The sequence below is a fragment of the Corynebacterium sp. LK28 genome (assembly GCF_014335105.1).
Taxonomy (GTDB): domain Bacteria; phylum Actinomycetota; class Actinomycetes; order Mycobacteriales; family Mycobacteriaceae; genus Corynebacterium; species Corynebacterium macclintockiae.
This window is the reverse complement of the sequence record NZ_PDGZ01000009.1, coordinates 242,920-256,097: the sequence shown is the minus strand read 5'-3', so window position 1 is coordinate 256,097 and position 13,178 is coordinate 242,920. Positions and strand designations below refer to the sequence as shown.

Sequence of the window (13,178 nt, the reverse complement as noted above, 5' to 3'; positions counted from 1 at the left end):
CAGAGTCCTTCCCGGGGCGCGAAGAGCGCGCCGCCGTGTCGTGTGAGTGATGAATAGATGTCGTGCGAAACTGCTCCGCCGCTGCTTCCCCTACCGTGTTCCGCGTGCCTTTTACAGTGGTGCCCTACAGCGAGGCCATACCAATGGCCAGCGGAATCAAACCCACGAATACGAAGGCTGGGAGGAAGCAGAGGGTCAGCGGTGCAGCCAAAGCGATGAGAACCTTTTCGGCTCCCGCGGTTGCCTTATCAGCAGCGACCCGGCGCAGGTGCTCAGCTTGCTGGCGCATCCCATCGGCGAGCGATGTTCCGGCGCGGGTTTGCTGAGCTGCCTGGCGGGCGATGGGACCAAACAGTGGATGATCGGCTAATGCGAGCCAGGCCTGCTCTCCCCCACCTAAATGCAGAAGAGCGAGCGAGTGTTGAAGCAGATCCTGACCTTCGCAGACTTCACTCCGATTACCCCGTGCCAACTGCCCTACCCCCAGTTCCCATGCAGGTAGCAGTGCCTTTCCGGCGTGCAGGGCTGCAGCAGTGACGTCGAGGGCACGGGCTGCGTCCAGAGGCCCCATGGGCGTGGGTGTGGCCGGACCGGCCCGCACGCCCACTCCTCCTAGCGGAGACGTAGTTAAAGACTCGCTGAGGTACTCCGTCCACAGAGTGCCCGCGCACACGAGGCCAACCCCGGCGAGGAAGAGCAGCACCCCGAGCACGTTGGTTATCAGAAAGTTCAGTGTCCCCAACCCGCTTGCCTGCCCCAGCACCACCGCGCCGACAGGTAGCGCCAGCAAAACCGTCACCGTCAGGCGTGCTCCCGCCGTCGCGGAGGTGGATTTCGAAATATGCGCCAGCTGCGCATCAATGTCCGTCACATGCGCCCGCGCCAACCCAGCTAACCCCACGCCGTGACGGTGGGAAATGCCCCAGATCTGGAATAGGTGGGACAGGAGGCTAGGGGCGTCGCTGTTTACCGCGTTTACAGGGCCAGCAGCCCCCGCACCAGCGCCAGCGCCAGCCCCCGCACCTGCGCCGGCGCCGACAGCCTCTGCACCCGGCGCGGCGCCGAGGCGCACTCTTGCACACTCCACGTCCAGGGCACGGCGCAGCGCCTCAGTTTTCAGCCCCTCAGACGCACGCTCGACGGCGTCCAGAGAACGCCCACCGGCCATCACCTCGCGGGCAATGGCATCCACCACATCGCGCACCTCGCCCAGGGACTTCATCCGGCGACGAGTTTTCAGCACCCGACCAACCACGATCTTCAGGGTGAAAGTGACCATCAGAGCGGCAGCAGCGACCGCCAGTACGGAAATCATCAGCTCCCCATCAGCCCAGTTCATCACAGAACTCCTCGAACGCTTCGGCGCCCTCGGCAACCTCGCCACCCCCGCCGTCAGCATCGCCGCGCCACTGCCACAGCACTTCGATGCGAGCCCGCTCGTCGCCGACCAAGCGCCCGATGTGGGTTAACCGTCGCCCCTGGTCTGTGCGCGAAACGTGCAACACCACGTCGATGCCGTCGATCACCAGGCGCGCCAGCGCCATCCGATCCAGGCCAGCCATTGCTCCGAGCGCTTCCAACCTCCCCGGCACACTCGCCGGATCGTTCGCGTGGATCGTCCCTGCACTGCCCGCATGCCCGGTGTTGAGCGCAACCAGCAGATCGGCCACCTCTGGCCCGCGGATCTCCCCCACCACGATGCGGTCCGGCCGCATGCGCAGACTCTGCTTCACCAGCGTTGTCATGGTGATTGCGCCTGCGCCCTCCGCATTGCCTTCGCGGGTCGCCATCGAAACGACGTGAGGGTGGCCGATCAACAGCTCCGGGGTATCCTCCACCACAATCAACCGCTGGTCGCGGGCCACTTCCGCCAGCAACGCAGCCAGCAGCGTTGTCTTACCCGCGCCCGTCCCACCGCTAATCAAAATGTTTCGCCGCGCCCGCACTATTCGCCGCAGCACTTCGGCCATCTCCCTACTAGCCAGCCCGCCGGCCACCAGTGCGTCCAAAGAGTTCCTCTGACCGGTAATCGCCCGCAGGCTTATGCAACTGCCGCCTGCCGCCGGGGGCGCCAGCAGCGTGTGCACACGAATCGCCTGCGCTGCTACGTCCGGAGGCAAATCGCGTAACACTCCGTCTGCGAAAGGCCGGGCCTCGTCCAATCTCTCGCCGCACATCGTCGCCATGCGCACCGCCAGATCCCGCGCGCTCTCGGCGCTGATCTTCACGCTATCCACGCGCTGCATCCCCGCACCCCGGTCCGCCCACACGTCGCCATCACCGTTGAGCACCACATCTGTCACCTGCGGATCCAGCAGCGGCCCGGCTAGCGGCCCCAGCCCGCTGAATTCCCTCTGCAGCGTGCGCACATTCTCCACGCTCGCCTCCCCAAGGAGGTGCAGGCTGCGCGAAAGATCGTGCTCATCCGGCCGACTGATTCCCTGTTCTGCCAGGTCGTCGCGCACAAGAGCCAGCAGCCCACGCTCCGGTTCCGGTTGGCTGCGCTCGGCCTTTTTCCTTCTTGACGCCACCACGGTCTCCCCCCTACTCCCAATTCCCTAGCTCGCCAACGGAAGCGCGCAGTTGCCGATGATCCCCTGGATCTTCTCCCACACCTCACGCACCGGTTCGCGAGCGCGGTCATGTTTCAGCGAACTTTCGATCCAATACTCGGCTTCACCCCGGTCTAAGGCGGACGCGCACTGGGCATCGTGGCGGATCACTGTCACTGGAGCCTCGTCCAGCATCAACGCCGCGACAGCCACGGACGTTGATGCCCCGGGGGTTTCCCGCAGCACGATCAGTGGTTTTGCACGGTCGTTTTCCAGCATTCGATTACGCAATGCGCTGGCGGCCGTCACCCCTTGGATGGTTAAGGGCGCGACCAGGATGTGCACGTCTGGTTCCGCCTCGCCCCACTGTTCCGTCCACCCGGCGCTGGCGCTATCGGCCACCGGCAGGCTGCGCCCGCAATCCACCACCATGTCGTCCGCGTGCATCAGGTGGGCGAGCTGCCCCACGTCCAAGCCTCTGCCGCCGCTGTGTGCGCCGAACGTCGGATAGCGGTCGGCGTAAATCACGGGCACGGCCCCTCCATCGGCGCCGATTTTCTTGCCGCCCGCGCTATCGAAGCCCAACATCAGCAGGTGGCTGCGCAGCTGCTCGAAGTCGCAGTCAGCGGGGATCTGGTTTCGGGTTAGTCCGGGCCGCCTTTCCTTGCCCAGTACAAGATCCAGGCCACAGGAATGCGGGTCGGCGTCCACAAGAACCGCGGGCCTTCCCTCGCAGGACATGTAATAGGCCAGTTGGGCTGCAAACAGGCTGGACCCGGCGCCGCCCACCGCGGAGCTCACCGCGATGCGTACCACGTCGTTCGCCCCGATCATCTCCGCCAGCACCATCGCCCCGCCCGCGTCCAGGGAGGGCTCCAGTTGGTCCACGCGGATCGTGCGCACCAGGCGGTGGCGAGTAAGTTCGCTATCCCTATCACTCAGTACGATGGCGGAGTTTTGGCACGTAAATCCGTCTTTCCGATCCAGGTCACGCAGCAGCTCTGCGGTGGATTCCTCCGCCCCGTCGTGCACCACCATGGGGCGCCTGGTCACGGCCGCCACCATGCGTGCCTCGTTATTCCACAGCGGGTCGGCGATGTCGATAATCACCGGCCTCAGCTTCCCCGCTGGGGCTGTCGCTGCTGCCTTCTTTGCTGCTGTCTTGTTCCGCTTACCTGACTTCCCTGCTCCCATGAAACAAAGGCTGTCAGTTGAGCGGTCGTAAAAGTACCCCTGATTTTTTGGCTGTGGAAAAGTCGGGTTGGCGTCACAAAAAAGGGTCTAGAGCCTGTGGATAACCAGAAACAGGAAAAGATAAGAGTGACATAAGGGACGGAATGTAATTAGAATGACGAATGTGAATCAGCACCAGGAGCCAGCACGCGCATCGGGCGATGGGCGGATTTTGGCTATTTTCGACCTCGATAAGACGATTATCGATACGTCGGCGTCCCTGGCCTACCGCCGCCCTATGGCCGAACGCGGCCTGCTGAACACCAGTGAGGTGCTGAAGATGATGGCGATGCTGGGCAACTACATGCTCTCCACCCATTCCGAGGACAACCTGGAATCCACCAAAGACGCGCTGACCAGCATCATTAAGGATCGCGAATCCGAACCGCTGCGCCAAGTCGCCCAAGACGCGCTGCAGGAAGTCATCACCCCGTTCATCTATACCGAAGCGCGCGAGCTCATCGAATGGCACCGCAAAATGGGTCATCGCATCGCCATCGTGACGGCCTCGGCCTCCATCATGGTGCAGCCGATCGCCAAAGAACTCGGCGTTGACCACCTGTTTGCCACAGAACTAGAAGAAAAGGACGGGCGCTTCACCGGCGCCGTCACGCACTTCAACAAGGGCCACGCCAAGGTCGAACGGATCCTGCAGCTCGTCGCGGAACACGGCTACGACCTGGACGAAAGCTACGCTTATTCCGACGCCGCCACCGACATCCCCATGCTGGAGCTGGTGGGCAACCCGGTTGCCGTGAACCCGGACCGTCCCCTCAAAAAGCGGGCGACCGAATCCGACTGGCCGATCCGGCAGTTCAGCCGCCCCGAACCGCTATTCCCCCAGGCAGCGGTGCTGGCCGGGGCGGGCGCCACACTCGCACTGCTCGGCATCGCCGCTACTGGGCTGGCGATGTGGCTGCGCGGGCGCGACGAAGGGGTCTAGCCCCGCGCCCGCACTACTTCGCGTCCGCGATCGACTTGCCTTCCAGCGACCCCTCCGACAGACCCGTGGCGTGGAAAATAATCCACTCGGCCACGCCCTCCGGGGTGCCGCTGGCGAAAGCCTCTGCCTTCGCCATGTAATCCTCGCGCTTGCGGTTCCACCACACCTCCGGCACACCCAAACCGCGCGGATCCAGGCCAGTGGCAATGGTCGCCAGACGGGAGCACGCGCGGGCGGTCACGCCGGTGGCGTCCGCAAAAGGCTGCAAAGCCAACAGTTCGCCGTGGATCACCGCAGACAGCACCGTCGCATTCACCTTCGTCCCACCAGCGATGAACTTGCCCAGCAGCTGCAGGCGCGCATCCGTCGAACGGCGCGGGCGGCCCGGCACCAGGAACTCTGCGTCGCCCGCGGCCTTCTGGCGAAACGCTGGGTCGGACATCTGCGGGCTAGCCACCGCATTAATACGGGCGATGATCTGCAACGGGGCGCGGCGCCACGTGGTTACCGTGTCCGTGATCCCGTCCGGCGCCAGCAGCTCGGCGGCACGCAGCGCACCGGCCAGGATCGGATCTTCCACCTGGCCGTCCTCGGGCAGCCGCGGACTACCGCCGTCCAGCTGTGCCGAAGCCCGCGCCCCGCGCAGCACAGCCTCCGCGCCCGTGACATCCCATCCACGCAGGTTCGCGGGGTGACGGTGCAGGCGCGCGAGGTGATCGTTGGCTTGGGCCACAGCCTCCGGCACGCCGGGCAGATCGGCCAGTCCGGCGAGCGGATCGTGCACAGAATTGTCAGACATATTTAAGACAATAATGCACCCGCCCGCGCAAACTTCCCCGTGGTCTGGCAAACTAGGGGAAGTCAATTAGGTGTAACCCCCAGGAGTTTTACAGTGAGCAACAAAGATCGCGCAGGCATGTTCACCGACCGCGATAGCTTTAACCCGCAGGTCAACGCTATTCCACTGTCGGATGTGGATACCCACGCCAAGGGCCAGGCCAGCATCAGCGATCTGGTGAAGGACGCTTCCGCACAGGTCTCCTCCCTCGTCCGTTCTGAGGTCGAGCTGGCGAAGACCGAGATCGCTACCTCCGCCAAGAAGGCCGGCATCGGTGTGGGCCTGTTCGGCGCCGCCGCCATCATCCTGGCCTACAGCTCCTTCTTCCTCTTCTTCACCATCGCCGAGGCTCTGGATACCTTCCTGCCGCGCTGGCTGGCATTCCTGATCGTCTTCCTGTTCATGCTGCTGCTGGTCATCATCCTGGCTCTGGTTGGTGTGAAGCAGGTCAAGGGCGTGAAGAAGCCGGAAAAGACCATCGAGTCCGTCAGCGAGCTAAAGACCGTCATCCCGCAGGGTGGCAAGAACTCTGCGTCTGGCCGCAAGTCGGGAATGTACACCTAAATTCCTTAAGCTCTTTACATGACGTCCGAAGACCCCCACGCTTCAGATCCGCACACCCCGCATGCCACTTTTGTGCATTCGCGGGGTGTGCGCCTTCGTGTAGACGTACAAGGCCCCCGCTACGCACCGTTGGTGTTGTTCATCCACGGCTTCGGCGGTGGCGCCTTCGACTGGCACCCGCTAATGCAGCAGCTGGCTGGCGAGGATCTGCGCCTGGCCGCCGTCGACCTTCGCGGCTATGGGCGCTCGGACAAAACGCCACGCGGCTACGACCTGACCACCGCAGCCAGCGACATGGCCGGGGTGATCCGGGGTCTGGGCTACACGACCGCCACGGTTGTCGGTCACGGCTACGGCGGCATGGTTGCCTGGACGTTGGTGGCGCACCACCCGGATCGCGTCCGCCGCTTCATCACTTTGTCTTCAATTAACCCGCCGTTGCGCTTCCGCGGCATTCTGGCGCAGCCTTTTTCCCAGCCGCACTTCGCCCGTCGCATTCTTTCCGCCCAGCTGCCGCGCCTTCCGGAGCGCAAGTTGCTGGCGGACAACGCTGCGGTCGCCGAAAAGATCTTTAGGGCTGGTGTGGCCCCAGGTTTTAGGGATACGGACGCCTACTTCCGCAACGCCGCACTTCGCCGCGAAGCTATGCAGGTGGATAAGGTCGCACATCTTTCCTGCGAATACCTACGTTGGCCCTTCCGCAGCCGCTTCCGCCCGGAGGGCACTAGGTTCGAGCGGACTTTCCCCGACCACGTTGAGGTGCCGCTGCTAGCCATCGACGGCAACATGGATCCCGTTTTCGACGAAGCCTTGGCGGAGAAGTCCGCTCGGCGCGCCGCAACGGCCGACCGGCGGGTGCTGTTCGGCGTGGGGCACTATCCGCACGTCGAAGATCCCCACTGCATTGCAGAGATCATCCGCGAACAGGCGAACGCACGCTAGGCGGCACTACTCCGCCACGCAGGCCCCGGTGTCGGCACTGTCGTGGTGCTTGTTCACGTCCCCGACATGGCTGAGGACTTCCTGCTTCGTCAAAGCGTAGCCCGTGTCCTTCTCATTCACGTCCGCACCGAAGACCAACCCCAGCACGTGCCCGTTCGTGTCAATCAGCGGACCGCCGGAGTTCCCCTGCACCACGGATCCGCGCAGCGAGTAGCTTTCGCGCTCCACGCGGGCGTTGGCATAGATATTCGGGCCGCTGACCACGAACTTCTCGCGGATACGCGCGGGCGATGCCTGGAACGGCCCGCCGTGCGGGTACCCCATGACGATTGCGTCCTGCCCTTGCTTACCCTCGTCCTCGGCCCACTTCATCGGCACGAAGGGCAGGTCGGCGCTGTGCAGCAGCGCGATATCCTGCTGCGGGTTGTAGTAGACAACCTTGGCCTCGTGTGGCCCGTCCTTGGTGGCCAGCGTGACCTTGTCGGTACCGGCAACGACGTGGGCGTTCGTCATCACCATATCCTTGTCGATCACCCATCCACTGCCCTGCAGGATGCGGCTGCATTGTTCCGCCTCTCCCACAACGCGCACCACGCTTTCGCGTGTGTTCTTGACCGCCGGGGATCGCATTAAGGCGTTGTCAGGCGGGTCGACTTCCGTGGTCGGGAGGTTCTCCATCGGATCCGCGATCATCGGGAAGCCCGAGTCGTTGATCAGCTGGGATGTCTGCGCCGGTAGCTGCTTAAACCAGGCTGGGGCGGAATTGCCGACCGCGCCGAGGATCTTGCTGCCCTTGATCGCTTTGCCGAACCCGCCGACGTTCCCGGTGGCAATTGGCACCAGCACTAGCCACACGATCAGCAGCGTCGTAAAAACCTGCACGATCGCGCCGACGACCGATTCCAATCGCAGCAGCTCGCGGGTGCGGATCTTATCCCGCAGGTTCGCGCCGATGCTGGAGCCAATGGCGTAGCCCACGACCACGACCACCGTCACCGTGATCAGCGCCGCAAAGAAGCGGGCACTGTGGTTATCGCTGAAGTTTTCCTCCGCCACTCGCACCGCGATCGGCACCAGTTTCACACCGAAGAAGCCGCCGAGGATCACGCCCACAAAGCTCAGCGCAGCGCTAAACCCGCCCTGGCGGTACCCGGAGGTCAGCGCGCCGAGGCACACGAACACCAGCACGATGTCGAGGATCGTTGCTCCCGTCATCCCGGTCATGGTGCGCCTCCGTTTCTGCCTTGTTCTTCTGCTCTGTCGAACCCTTCTCTCATCTCCCCTAGCGCCTCGCCGTTGGCGGAGCTGGCCAGGGTTGTAAAGAGGTTATGCGGCTCTTCGGCACCATCTTCGCCTCCGCCGCTGGACCAGGGTTCCTCCCAGCCTGCGCGGCGTAAGAGCGCGTTTATCACACCTCCGGTGAAGCCCCATAGCACCAGCGGTTTCTCCTCACCGATGGGCAGCGTCCAGGCCGGCCCGCGCCAGCCGTACACCCCAACCTCGAAGCGTTGCTGGGGGTTCACCAACTCGGGCAGCGGGTATGGCTCTACCCAATCGTTTTCGGTCGTGGGGCACTCTACCCGATGGGGATGACGCCACCACGCCACCACCGGCACCACCGCGAAGTTCGTGCGATCAATGTAGATCGGCTGCAGCACTGCAAACGGCTCCACCGTGTCCGGGTTCAGCCCTGTTTCCTCTTCGGCCTCCCGCAGGGCAGTGTCGATCGGCCCAGCGTCGGCTTCCTCCACGCCTCCTCCAGGGAAGGCCACTTGTCCGCTGTGGTTGCGCATCGTCGGCGCGCGGTGGGTCAGCAGCATGGTTGCGTCGGCGGGGATGGCCTGCCTTCCTGTGGCACCGGCGGGGCGGATGAAGGTGGCGTCACCAGAAAGAAGAATCAGCACCGCAGAGTAGCGCGGCGGCCGGCCGTGCTCGTCGGTCTCCGGGACGATGCGGGCGGAGTCGTTGAGGTATTGGTGGATGCCCACTTCGCGGCAGTCGCGGGCGAAGTCGCGCAGCCATTCGGGCAGGTCGACGGGTAGTTCCGGCTGGGCCTGCGCATGGGCAAGCCACTGGGCTAGGTGCGAACTCGGGCGGGTCATAGGGCTTCCTTCACCGCCTTTTCCATCTCCTCTGCACTGCGGAAGGTCTGCGCGTACAGGCGCGCCCGGGTGCCGTCGGGGCGGTAGACCACGGTCAGCGGCACGACCTTCGGCAGCTTCGCCGCGGAGTCGAAGGCGTGGTTGGAATCCTGGAAGCTCGGCAGGCCATCCACGCCCAGATCCCGCAGCATGTCGGCACCGGCCTGGCCCTTCGCATCCAGGTGCACGCCCACGACGTTCCACTCGGGGTGGTCGGCGGCGAGCTGCTGAATCATCGGCAGTTCCTTGCGGCACGGCGCGCACCACCAGGCCCACACGTTCACGACGGCGGGCTTGCCGGCCAGGCGCTCGGCCAGGGAGGTACTCGCCTTCGCGTCGGCGCTGCTCTTACCGTCCGTGCTGCCCTCCGTCAGGCACGGCAGGCGCACGTCCTGCAGCTCAGCGTGAGGGCTCACGGAGGCCTCCCCCGCGCCTTCCGGGCAGCGGACCTTGTGCGTGACCTCGACAGGACCTTCGGCGGCGGAGGCCGAGGGGGCGTCCTCCACCGAAGAACTAGCCCCACCCGCGTTGTCCGCAGAATCCCCGCGCAACGCCATGACCAGCGGCACGCAAGCAATCGCAATACCGACGACCAGCGTGACGGCGATGATGATCGCGCGCGTGCGAGCGGAGTGTTCGACAGGTGCAGACATAACAGGAAATCAGTCTACCTGGCCACTCGGCCCGAACCCCGCCATATCCAGGAGGTGCTCGCGGTCGTCCGACTTAATCATTGTTGACGCCACCTCGGGGTCAGCCGGCCCCGCGACCCCGAAGCTAGGGCACTGGTGTGCCAGGAAGCAGGCTCCACAGGCTGCCCGGCGGGAGTGGCAAATACGGCGGCCGTGGAAGATCGCCCGGTGGGAAAAGAGGGTCCATTCTTTTCGCTCGATGAGCTCCATGAGGTCGCGTTCGACCTGCACGGGGTCTTCGTGCTCCGTCAGCTTCCAGCGACGAGCCAAGCGCCCCAGGTGCGTATCGACGGTGATGCCCGGGGTGTCGAAAGCGTTGCCGAGCACCACGTTGGCGGTTTTGCGCCCCACACCGGGGAGCTTCACCAGTTGCTCTAGCGTGTCCGGGACTTCGCCTTCGTAGTTGTCCTCGATGGCCTGGCCGAGGCCAACAATGCTCTTAGCCTTGGAGCGATAAAAGCCAGTGGACTTGATGATCTGTTCAACCTCCTCGAGGTTGGCCTCCGCATAGTCGGCCGCGGTGCGATAGCGACGGAACAGCGCCGGGGTCACAGCATTCACGCGCTTGTCCGTGCACTGGGCGGACAGAACGGTGGCTACCAGCAGCTCCAGAGGATTGCTAAAGTCCAGCTCACAGAATGCATTCGGGTAGGCCACGGCGAGGGTGCGGTTGATTTTCCGGGCGCGACGCTTGCGCCCAAGAGGGGTTTCCTTTCCCTTCGCCGCGATGTGCGAGCCGATGCGGGGTAGCGTCGGGGGCGTGGGCTGAGCAGACATGGAACCTTCAGCGGACATGGAACCTGTGGAACCTTCAGAATCGGCAGAACTGATCGATAATATTCCTAATGTACCCGGGCTCGGATTAGGTCTGTGACATAGTTGGGTATGGTTTAACAAAAGAGACGAACCCTACATTCGAGCGCGACATAGACCAGGTGGTCAACCCAGCCACCGCGACGCCAGAAACGGAAGTGAAACTTAGGATGGCAGAAGTATCCGAGATACTATCAAGGGCAGGCATCTTCCAAGGTGTTGAACCCACCGCGGTGCGTACCCTTATTGACCAGCTGGATACCGTCAAGTTCCCGCGTGGCACCACCATTTTCGAAGAAGGCGAGCCCGGCGACCGTCTGTACATCATCATCAGCGGCAAGGTGAAGCTCGCCCGTCATTCGGTCGATGGGCGCGAAAACCTACTGACGGTCATGGGGCCATCCGACATGTTCGGCGAGCTGTCTATCTTCGATCCGGGTCCGCGCACCTCATCTGCCGTCTGCGTGACGGAGCTCCACGCAGCGACGATGGATTCCGTCATGCTGCACAACTGGATCAGCGAGCACCCGGAGATCGCCGAGCAGCTGCTGCGCGTGCTGGCTCGCCGCCTGCGCCGCACCAACAACTCCCTGGCGGACCTGATTTTCACGGACGTTCCCGGCCGCGTGGCCAAGGCTCTGCTGCAGCTGGCCAACCGCTTCGGCACGCAGGAAGGCACGGCGCTGCGCGTGCACCACGACCTGACGCAGGAAGAGATCGCCCAGCTGGTGGGCGCTTCGCGCGAGACGGTGAACAAGGCGCTGGCAGAGTTTGCCCACCGCGGTTGGATCCGCCTGGAGGGCAAGTCGGTGCTGATCTCCGACACTGAGCGTCTGGCTAAGCGCGCTCGCTAAGCAGCGCCAGCGCTAAACCGGGGATTAAGCGCTGGGGGTAGCGCGCGCTAGTTTTCGTCGCCGCGCAGGAAGCGCAGCGTCACGCGAGTGGACTGTGCGGCAGCGTTGCGCAGAACCGGGTCGACATCCGTGTAGATCTCATCCACAATGTCGTTCACCGAGGCATCGTCGCCCAGCTTCTTCAGAGCTTCCTTGACCTGCTCCAGGCGCTGCTCGCGACGGTCGATGTACTTCTGAGCCACCTCGGCCAGGTTCGGCTGATCTGGACCGTGACCCGGCAGCAGTGGCTTGTCCTGCCCGCGTTCGCGCAGCTTAGCCAGGGTCTCCAGGTAAGCCCCCAGGTCGCCGTCGGTCTCGGAGATCATGGTGGTGTGGCGGCCGGCCAGGGTGTCGCCGGTGATGATGCCCTCCACGTCGGAATCATCGGTGCCGCCGTTGGAGTGGATGAAGAAGGCCACGCAGTCGGAGGTGTGACCAGGGCAGTGCACAACCTCAATGGTCGGGGTCAGGCCTTCGAAGGAGATGATCTCCCCGTCCTTAAGCTCGTCAGCGGCAATGCAGTACTGCTTGTCGAAGGCGCGGATCGGCGCACCGGAGATCTGACGGAAGCGCTGGGCACCATTGGCGTGATCCGCATGGCGGTGCGTCAGCAGCACAACTCCGATGTTTGCGCCCCCTTCGGTGGCCTTGGTGTTCAGCACGTTCAGGTGACCTTCGTCTTGCGGACCCGGATCCACCACAACGGATACTGTGTCGTTTTCCCCTCGAATCACCCAGGAGTTCGTACCTTCCAGGGCAGCGTAGCTGGGGTTCGGCGCGAGTACGACGCCGACGTTCGGGGTTACTGGGCGTAGTTGGCTATAAGCAGGGTGCTCCATGCCTCCCAGTGTAGATCGAACGGCCAAATTATGCGCTGATCTGCGCGATGATTTCTACTTCTACGGGGGCATTCAGTGGCAGTGCGGCCACGCCGACTGCGGCGCGGGCGTGCACACCAGCCTCGCCGAAAATCTGGCCTAACAGTTCCGAAGCCCCGTTAATCACTCCCGGCTGGCCACCGAAGTCGGCCGTAGAGGCTACGAATCCGTTGACCTTCACGATCCGCTCGATGTTTTCGATACCCACCAGGTCGTCGATGGCGGCAATGGCGTTCAGTGCGGCGGTACGGGCGGCGTCATAAGCCTGCTCCTCTGTCACATCGGCGCCTACCAGACCCGTGACGGGCAATGCACCGTCGACGAAGGGCAGCTGGCCGGAAGTGTAGACGATATTGCCGCTGCGCACGGCGGGAACATAGGCGGCCACTGGTGCGGCCACCGGCGGTAGTTGCAGACCCAGTTCCTCGAGCTTTGCGTGGAAATTGTTCTGTGCCATGTGTTTTCGTGTGCTTGAGCTTGTGGTTTCTAGCTTTTAGTTTTTACTGCTCCAGCGGGCGCTTCATGTATGCCACGTGCTGCTCGCCGGTCGGGCCAGGCAGGACGGATACGAGCTCCCAGCCATCCTGACCCCAGTTGTCCAGGATCTGCTTAGTGGCGTGAGTGAGCAGCGGTACGGTTACGTATTCCCAGTTAGTCATGGCCACCACTGTAGCGCGTGCGGAAGTTCT

Annotated in this window: 15 protein-coding genes; 4 read left to right on the top strand and 11 right to left on the bottom strand. The window is 63.7% G+C overall.

The genetic code is table 11. The features are described 5' to 3' along the window. Nucleotides 1-124 precede the first annotated feature (124 nt). The 3 genes from CRD15_RS04550 to CRD15_RS04540 are packed head-to-tail and all read right to left on the bottom strand — an operon-like array spanning nucleotide 125 to nucleotide 3,746. Nucleotides 125-1,339 carry a type II secretion system F family protein gene (locus CRD15_RS04550; RefSeq protein ID WP_237743962.1) on the bottom strand — a complete coding sequence of 405 codons (1,215 nt, stop codon included), beginning with the start codon at nucleotides 1,337-1,339 and terminating at the stop codon, nucleotides 125-127. Then, the gene (locus CRD15_RS04545; protein WP_370546789.1) at nucleotides 1,326-2,531 is read right to left on the bottom strand and encodes a TadA family conjugal transfer-associated ATPase; all 1,206 of its coding nucleotides are present in this window, start codon (nucleotides 2,529-2,531) and stop codon (nucleotides 1,326-1,328) included. The genes CRD15_RS04550 and CRD15_RS04545 overlap by 14 nt, the downstream gene beginning before the upstream one ends. Before the next feature lie 27 nt (nucleotides 2,532-2,558). Further along, a complete protein-coding gene (locus CRD15_RS04540; RefSeq protein WP_187402018.1) occupies nucleotides 2,559-3,746 on the bottom strand; it encodes a hypothetical protein in 1,188 nt (395 codons plus the stop codon). Nucleotides 3,747-3,900: 154 nt separating this feature from the next. On the opposite strand from CRD15_RS04540, the gene CRD15_RS04535 reads away from it, so the two are divergent. Then, nucleotides 3,901-4,728 (top strand): HAD family phosphatase, encoded by an 828-nt coding sequence (locus tag CRD15_RS04535; RefSeq protein WP_187402017.1) that lies wholly within the window; start codon nucleotides 3,901-3,903, stop codon nucleotides 4,726-4,728. A gap of 13 nt (nucleotides 4,729-4,741) precedes the next feature. On the opposite strand, the gene CRD15_RS04530 is transcribed toward CRD15_RS04535, so the two are convergent. Next, nucleotides 4,742-5,527, bottom strand: coding sequence for a hypothetical protein (locus CRD15_RS04530; protein ID WP_034968786.1), 786 nt, complete (start codon nucleotides 5,525-5,527; stop codon nucleotides 4,742-4,744). Between the two features lie 93 nt (nucleotides 5,528-5,620). Here CRD15_RS04530 and CRD15_RS04525 point away from each other — a divergent pair, with 93 nt between their 5' ends. Continuing rightward, on the top strand, nucleotides 5,621-6,130 hold the full coding sequence (locus tag CRD15_RS04525) for a phage holin family protein (protein ID WP_034968785.1): 510 nt from the start codon (nucleotides 5,621-5,623) through the stop codon (nucleotides 6,128-6,130). An 18-nt stretch (nucleotides 6,131-6,148) separates the two neighbouring features. Beyond that, nucleotides 6,149-7,072, top strand: coding sequence for an alpha/beta fold hydrolase (locus CRD15_RS04520; RefSeq protein WP_187402016.1), 924 nt, complete (start codon nucleotides 6,149-6,151; stop codon nucleotides 7,070-7,072). A gap of 6 nt (nucleotides 7,073-7,078) precedes the next feature. Here the strand turns inward: CRD15_RS04520 and CRD15_RS04515 are convergent, their stop codons facing one another. From CRD15_RS04515 to nth, 4 genes are read right to left on the bottom strand one after another with little or no spacing between them, the layout of a single operon-like run. Further along, complete coding sequence (locus tag CRD15_RS04515) at nucleotides 7,079-8,296, bottom strand: MarP family serine protease (protein WP_034971934.1); 1,218 nt, start codon at nucleotides 8,294-8,296, stop codon at nucleotides 7,079-7,081. Beyond that, nucleotides 8,293-9,174, bottom strand: coding sequence for a CoA pyrophosphatase (locus CRD15_RS04510; RefSeq protein WP_187402015.1), 882 nt, complete (start codon nucleotides 9,172-9,174; stop codon nucleotides 8,293-8,295). The genes CRD15_RS04515 and CRD15_RS04510 overlap by 4 nt, the downstream gene beginning before the upstream one ends. Further along, a complete protein-coding gene (locus tag CRD15_RS04505; RefSeq protein WP_043012393.1) occupies nucleotides 9,171-9,866 on the bottom strand; it encodes a TlpA disulfide reductase family protein in 696 nt (231 codons plus the stop codon). The genes CRD15_RS04510 and CRD15_RS04505 overlap by 4 nt, the downstream gene beginning before the upstream one ends. Before the next feature lie 9 nt (nucleotides 9,867-9,875). Next, entirely contained in the window at nucleotides 9,876-10,700 is an 825-nt protein-coding gene (gene nth / locus CRD15_RS04500; RefSeq protein WP_034980080.1) for an endonuclease III, read from the bottom strand. Nucleotides 10,701-10,888: 188 nt separating this feature from the next. Between nth and glxR the strand changes: the two genes are divergently transcribed. Further along, nucleotides 10,889-11,572: a CRP-like cAMP-activated global transcriptional regulator GlxR gene (gene glxR / locus CRD15_RS04495; RefSeq protein WP_034968775.1), complete on the top strand. Its 684-nt coding sequence runs from the start codon at nucleotides 10,889-10,891 to the stop codon at nucleotides 11,570-11,572. Nucleotides 11,573-11,619: 47 nt separating this feature from the next. Here glxR and CRD15_RS04490 read toward each other — a convergent pair whose 3' ends face one another. From CRD15_RS04490 to CRD15_RS04480, 3 genes are read right to left on the bottom strand one after another with little or no spacing between them, the layout of a single operon-like run. Further along, nucleotides 11,620-12,450 carry an MBL fold metallo-hydrolase gene (locus CRD15_RS04490; protein ID WP_034968773.1) on the bottom strand — a complete coding sequence of 277 codons (831 nt, stop codon included), beginning with the start codon at nucleotides 12,448-12,450 and terminating at the stop codon, nucleotides 11,620-11,622. Between the two features lie 28 nt (nucleotides 12,451-12,478). Then, nucleotides 12,479-12,946, bottom strand: a complete 468-nt coding sequence (locus CRD15_RS04485; protein WP_070550909.1) for a RidA family protein — start codon at nucleotides 12,944-12,946, stop codon at nucleotides 12,479-12,481. Nucleotides 12,947-12,989: 43 nt separating this feature from the next. Further along, nucleotides 12,990-13,148 (bottom strand): DUF4177 domain-containing protein, encoded by a 159-nt coding sequence (locus CRD15_RS04480; protein ID WP_011274258.1) that lies wholly within the window; start codon nucleotides 13,146-13,148, stop codon nucleotides 12,990-12,992. Nucleotides 13,149-13,178: the final 30 nt, after the last annotated feature.

Coding starts and splice junctions, on each gene's coding strand:
- CRD15_RS04490 (WP_034968773.1), bottom strand. CDS start 12,450: ATGGAGCACCCTGCTTATAGCCAACTACGCCCAGTAACCCCGAACGTC.
- CRD15_RS04485 (WP_070550909.1), bottom strand. CDS start 12,946: ATGGCACAGAACAATTTCCACGCAAAGCTCGAGGAACTGGGTCTGCAA.
- CRD15_RS04505 (WP_043012393.1), bottom strand. CDS start 9,866: ATGTCTGCACCTGTCGAACACTCCGCTCGCACGCGCGCGATCATCATC.
- CRD15_RS04510 (WP_187402015.1), bottom strand. CDS start 9,174: ATGACCCGCCCGAGTTCGCACCTAGCCCAGTGGCTTGCCCATGCGCAG.
- CRD15_RS04515 (WP_034971934.1), bottom strand. CDS start 8,296: ATGACCGGGATGACGGGAGCAACGATCCTCGACATCGTGCTGGTGTTC.
- CRD15_RS04540 (WP_187402018.1), bottom strand. CDS start 3,746: ATGGGAGCAGGGAAGTCAGGTAAGCGGAACAAGACAGCAGCAAAGAAG.
- CRD15_RS04520 (WP_187402016.1), top strand. CDS start 6,149: ATGACGTCCGAAGACCCCCACGCTTCAGATCCGCACACCCCGCATGCC.
- glxR (WP_034968775.1), top strand. CDS start 10,889: ATGGCAGAAGTATCCGAGATACTATCAAGGGCAGGCATCTTCCAAGGT.
- CRD15_RS04550 (WP_237743962.1), bottom strand. CDS start 1,339: ATGAACTGGGCTGATGGGGAGCTGATGATTTCCGTACTGGCGGTCGCT.
- CRD15_RS04530 (WP_034968786.1), bottom strand. CDS start 5,527: ATGTCTGACAATTCTGTGCACGATCCGCTCGCCGGACTGGCCGATCTG.
- CRD15_RS04535 (WP_187402017.1), top strand. CDS start 3,901: ATGACGAATGTGAATCAGCACCAGGAGCCAGCACGCGCATCGGGCGAT.
- nth (WP_034980080.1), bottom strand. CDS start 10,700: ATGTCCGCTGAAGGTTCCATGTCTGCTCAGCCCACGCCCCCGACGCTA.
- CRD15_RS04480 (WP_011274258.1), bottom strand. CDS start 13,148: ATGACTAACTGGGAATACGTAACCGTACCGCTGCTCACTCACGCCACT.